4 protein-coding genes are annotated in these 4795 nt (G+C 46.0%); all 4 read right to left on the bottom strand.

What is annotated here, in order from left to right:
- Positions 1–137 precede the first annotated feature (137 nt).
- The 4 genes from msbA to I3248_RS11980 all read right to left on the bottom strand — a co-directional run bounded on the left by msbA (position 138) and on the right by I3248_RS11980 (position 4637).
- The gene (gene msbA, locus I3248_RS11995) at positions 138–1922 is read right to left on the bottom strand and encodes a lipid A export permease/ATP-binding protein MsbA (RefSeq protein WP_025646644.1); all 1785 of its coding nucleotides are present in this window, start codon (positions 1920–1922) and stop codon (positions 138–140) included.
- Positions 1923–2119: 197 nt separating this feature from the next.
- Positions 2120–2551: a biopolymer transporter ExbD gene (locus I3248_RS11990; protein WP_025646643.1), complete on the bottom strand. Its 432-nt coding sequence runs from the start codon at positions 2549–2551 to the stop codon at positions 2120–2122.
- Positions 2552–2611: 60 nt separating this feature from the next.
- Positions 2612–3349: a MotA/TolQ/ExbB proton channel family protein gene (locus I3248_RS11985; protein ID WP_238063973.1), complete on the bottom strand. Its 738-nt coding sequence runs from the start codon at positions 3347–3349 to the stop codon at positions 2612–2614.
- 76 nt (positions 3350–3425) lie between these two features.
- On the bottom strand, positions 3426–4637 hold the full coding sequence (locus I3248_RS11980; RefSeq protein ID WP_238063972.1) for a ParB/RepB/Spo0J family partition protein: 1212 nt from the start codon (positions 4635–4637) through the stop codon (positions 3426–3428).
- Positions 4638–4795: the final 158 nt, after the last annotated feature.

Here is a 4795-nt window from a genome sequence, read left to right as displayed (position 1 = left end):
TCGCCTAAAAAATAGTCTCTGTCAGTGCCATGGTCGAATGTTCAACACGCCCTAAGCGTATCGACTTTATTTCGAACTGACTATTAAGCGTATCGACTTTATTTCGAACTGACTATATAGCAGTCGCTTATCTTTTACTACTCAAAATCGCGCTCATACATCTGCGCGTAATAGCCTTGCTGTTGTAGCAGCGAGTCATGCGTACCAATCTCAACGATACGCCCGCCATCCATTACAGCGATGCGATCAGCGGACTCGATAGTGGTCAGGCGGTGAGCGATAACTAAGGTGGTGCGATCTTTCATAACATTATCGAGCGCTTGCTGGATATAATATTCCGACTCATTATCAAGGGCACTCGTTGCCTCATCTAAGATCAAAATAGGCGCGTCTTTTAGTAGCGCACGCGCAATCGACAAGCGCTGGCGCTGGCCCCCAGAGAGCTGCAGTCCTTCTGCGCCTATTTGGCTTTGATAACCTTGCGGCATCTTCATAATAAACTCATGGGCAAAAGCATCTTTTGCCGCGCGCTCAACCTCAGCTTGGCTTTTGGTCGCCAAACTACCATAAGCAATATTCTCAAAGACACTCGTATTAAACAGCACCACTTGCTGATTGACCATCGCAATCTGCGAGCGTAGGCTCTCCAAAGTAATCTCTTCAATAGGCATGCCATCCATCGTGATCTGACCTGAAGACGTCGCTAATGTCCGCGTCAACAAATTGACCAATGATGACTTGCCAGCGCCGCTGCGCCCGACTAGCGCTACCGTTTCGCCTGCTTTTATATCTAAGCTAAAGTCTTGTAAAGCTACCGTTGAGTCAGGATAAACTAATCCGACTTTATCTAATTGTAGAGCGCCTGAGAGTTTGGGGTTTAAAGTGCCGGTATCTTGCTCCTCAGGCTCATCGATCAGTGCAAATATCGACTCACCAGCTGCGATGCCTTTTTGCAATTTTTGATTGACGTCTGTCAATGAGCGTACCGGTTTACTCAGTAGTCCAGCGGCGGCAATATAAGAGATAAACTCCCCTGCCGAGATGTTATTGATTACTTGCGGACGCAGCGCCAACCACACCACCACCGACATCGCCATCGCCATCAGTAGCTGCACCGCTGGAGTATTAATACTATTGGTCACAACAACTTTCATGCCTTGACGTAGGTTTTTCTTAGACGTCTTATCAAAGCGCTTCGACTCATAAGCCTGACCACCATAGTTTTTGACCACTTGATAGCCGCCAATGACCTCATTGGTGATATGACTGACATCGCCCATCGTTTGCTGAATACCCTTTGAGAGCTTAAGGTAACGCTTAGAGGCGATGCGGATCAGCCATAAGATAGGCGGCAGAACCAAAAACAAAATCAGGGTCAATCGCCAGTTACTGTAGAGTAAAAAGCCTATCAAAGCCACAACCGTTAGACCATCGCGTAACACTGTCTTCATAGAATCGGTACTGGCAGCAGTGACCTGCTCGACATCGAAGATAAGCTTTGAGGAGATGGTACCGGCAGGATTGGCCAAATAAAACGAGCTTGGTAGCCGTAAAAGCTTGTTAAAGACCTCTACTCGCAGCTCATAGACTAAGTTTCTGGACACTAGCGCTGAATAGTAGTTCCCTAAGAAGCTCCCGACGCCGCGCACGAAAAATAAACCAATAATCAACAAAGGAAATAGGTTTTGCTTGGCTTGATCGTTTTGGTTAATCGCGTCAGTAATGTACTGCAGCAGCTTAGCAATCCAAATCTCAGTAGCCGCATTAATCGCAAAGCCAAGCACAGTCAGTAATAGTGCCCACCAATATGGCTTTAAATAACGTAGCAAGCGCAGTAAGGTCTTATGTTTGGGCGGTGCTACTCGCTCAGGCTGAGCTTTAGCCTTATTATTATGAGTATGTGATAGGCGAGATTGGCTCATAAAAGCCCCAAGTTAAAACAAAAGGAATTACTCTTACCAGAGCGGCTGAAAACTGCGACAAAGTATACCATCATGAGGGAGAAGATAGCTATGTCTGCAAAAGACGGTGGATATAGGGTATGGCAGATGAACAAACGTATTATCAATGGTTTAATGACTCAATGATAATGCTGGTTTTTCTGTCGTTTTGCGCGTAATTAGGGCGGCAGCGGCTGACCTAGCGGCACGACAGTACTGATATTAATATTTAAAAATCCCAGTTTGCCAGCGACATCCATCACTTGTACTACAGATTGATGAGTGGCATTTGCATCAGCAGCAATTACGAACAGTAGCTGACGATTACTTCCTGCCTCTTGCTGAAGTAAACTGGTCAATTCTGCGGCATTACTGCTGGCAAGTGCTATACCATTGACCAGATAACTACCGTCTTCTTGTACCGCCACCTCGATACTCTCTTGCTGCTCCACAACATCAACGCCCTCTGCTTCAGGCAGGATAATATTGAGACGGCTGAAGTGATTAAACGAGGTTGCAAGCAATAAAAATATAATCAAAAACAGCAAGCAATCAATCATTGGCGTCAGATTGATCTCAAGCGGCTCGACAGTAGGCTTTCTAAAACGCATAGCAATCTCTTTGATAGTGCTAAGTAGTGTCAATATTTCAGTATTTGAGCCAATCTTTAACTAAGACTCTAAGCTAAAAGATTTGTTTAAAGAATGATCATGGCTGTGCTGAGTATTTGAGTGCTCTACACCAGCTTTATCGCCTGCTAACAGAGCTGGATCATAGGCTGAATTATGAGCGACATTCAGCAGCTTATAATCATAAAGCTCTTGAATCATCAGCCCCGCTTCAGTCTCAAAATGAGCGTTAATATCAACGATACGCCGCTGAAAGTAGCGGTAGGCAACCAGCGCCGGTATAGCGACAATCATCCCAGCAGCAGTAGTAATCAGCGCTTGCGAGACGCCAGCGGCCAGCAAAGTCGGATCTTGCATAGCGCCATCGGTAATGGCTAAAAACGATGAAATAATACCCAGTACGGTTCCTAACAAGCCTAATAGCGGCGCTATAGCCCCTATTGTACCGAGCATATTGATATTCTTTTCCAATTGATGAATTTGCACGCTCGCCCGGTTTTGCATATGCATTGTCATAGAGTCAAGCCCATACTGGCGATAGAGCAAACCGGTCGCCAGAATATCGCCTAAAGGAGTTTTTTCTTTGACATTGACCAGCTGAGTGCGGCCGATAGTTCCGTTCTCGCGTAAGCGATTGATCAGCTGCTCGCGCAGTTTTATCGGTACCACTTTATTGAACTGCAGAGTACTACTCCGTTCGATAATGATAATAAGCGCCACAACTGAACAGATGACAATGGGCATCATTAACCAACCGCCTGCTTTTACCAACTCCCACATAAGGCTTCTCTTTTTTGAGATGTTTTCATATGCTTTATTTATTAATTAGTTTCTGTATCAATAACAGCAATACAGGCTAGCTTTGCACGTTTAGATGTTTGATGAGAGCAGTCAGCTCGTCTTGGTTGTGGAAGAATATCTCAACGCTACCTTGACCGCCTTTTTTGTGTTTGAGCTTAACCTGCGCCCCTAGCGCGTCTGTCAAACGCTGGGTTAGGCGCTCGACATCGTGAGTTTGTGCGGCGTTTTTATCCTGCGCTTTTTGGGTAGGCTGCAAGATAGACTTCACCAGCTTTTCAGCCTCGCGCACCGTCATATTCCCATCGATGATTTTTTGGGCGATGATGGGCTGCTGCTTGGAGGATAAAGCCAAAAGCGTACGAGCATGACCCATATCAAGCGCGCCATTTGAAAGGTGGTCTTTGACCGTATCATGAAGCTGATTGAGCCGTAGTAAGTTGGATACTGTGGTACGCGCCTTCCCTACTACCTCAGCAATCATAGCGTGACTCATACCAAACTCAGTATGAAAGCGTTGTAGCGCTGCTGCCTGTTCGATAACGGATAAATCTTCGCGTTGAATATTTTCGATCAAAGCTAGCGCTATAGCAAGCTCATCGGACAAGGCACGCTCTATCGCTGGTATCACTGTTTTATTCGCCATTTTTGCAGCGCGCCAACGACGCTCACCGGCGATGATCTCGTGCGTGACCTCATCCGTACTTTTATCTTCATTGGCGAGTAGCGGTCTTATCACAATAGGCTGCATGACGCCGTGCTGCTCGATAGAAGCCGCCAGTTCTGCGAGCGCCGTCTCACTCATATCGCGGCGCGGTTGGTACTTACCCGCCTGCAGACGACCCACATCTATTTGTACTAAACTGATTTGATCCTCAGTCGCTGTACTATCTTGCTCATTGCTGCGAGGTTTATTATTGCGCGTCTTAACAGGGTTACGAGTAGTACGCGCTGATCGCTTAGCTGGCGCTGGCTCAATATCATTATTAGCATCAGTAACAACAACGGCATCTTGATTGGCAGCTATCGATTTTGGCGCTGCCGCTTTACTGCTTTTCACATTATCGCTTGTAGGAGTGGTAGCACTCTTACCCTTACGAGCCGTGTTATCACTGGCAGTATCATCATTGGCGTCATCGTTCTCAGCATTAGCAGCGCGCGCTGCCATGTCATCCTGCAAGGCTGAGGCGGTGATTTGTTTTTCTTTTTTTATTGACCCTAATAAGGCATCTAAACCTCGATTGGCAGCCAATCCTCGTTTTTTCGCCATGATTCCTTATCCTCTAACGCTACAATAAAAACCAAATGATAATAATGAAGACATTGACTGACTCTTTGACACTGCCATCACTTATAAAAATACTGATTAATGCTAGGGCGTGTTGAACATTCACAAATGCGCACTGCTGATCGCTACTAGTTAATCAA

Source organism: Psychrobacter sp. Ps3 (assembly GCF_022129275.1).
In the GTDB taxonomy this organism is placed as follows: Bacteria; Pseudomonadota; Gammaproteobacteria; order Pseudomonadales; family Moraxellaceae; genus Psychrobacter; species Psychrobacter submarinus.
This window is presented reverse-complemented; position numbering and strand designations above follow the sequence as displayed.

Bases quoted from the DNA above. Each gene is read 5' to 3' on its own strand.
- I3248_RS11990 (WP_025646643.1), bottom strand. From the start codon at position 2,551: ATGCGTTTTAGAAAGCCTACTGTCGAGCCGCTTGAGATCAATCTGACG.
- I3248_RS11985 (WP_238063973.1), bottom strand. From the start codon at position 3,349: ATGTGGGAGTTGGTAAAAGCAGGCGGTTGGTTAATGATGCCCATTGTC.
- I3248_RS11980 (WP_238063972.1), bottom strand. From the start codon at position 4,637: ATGGCGAAAAAACGAGGATTGGCTGCCAATCGAGGTTTAGATGCCTTA.
- msbA (WP_025646644.1), bottom strand. From the start codon at position 1,922: ATGAGCCAATCTCGCCTATCACATACTCATAATAATAAGGCTAAAGCT.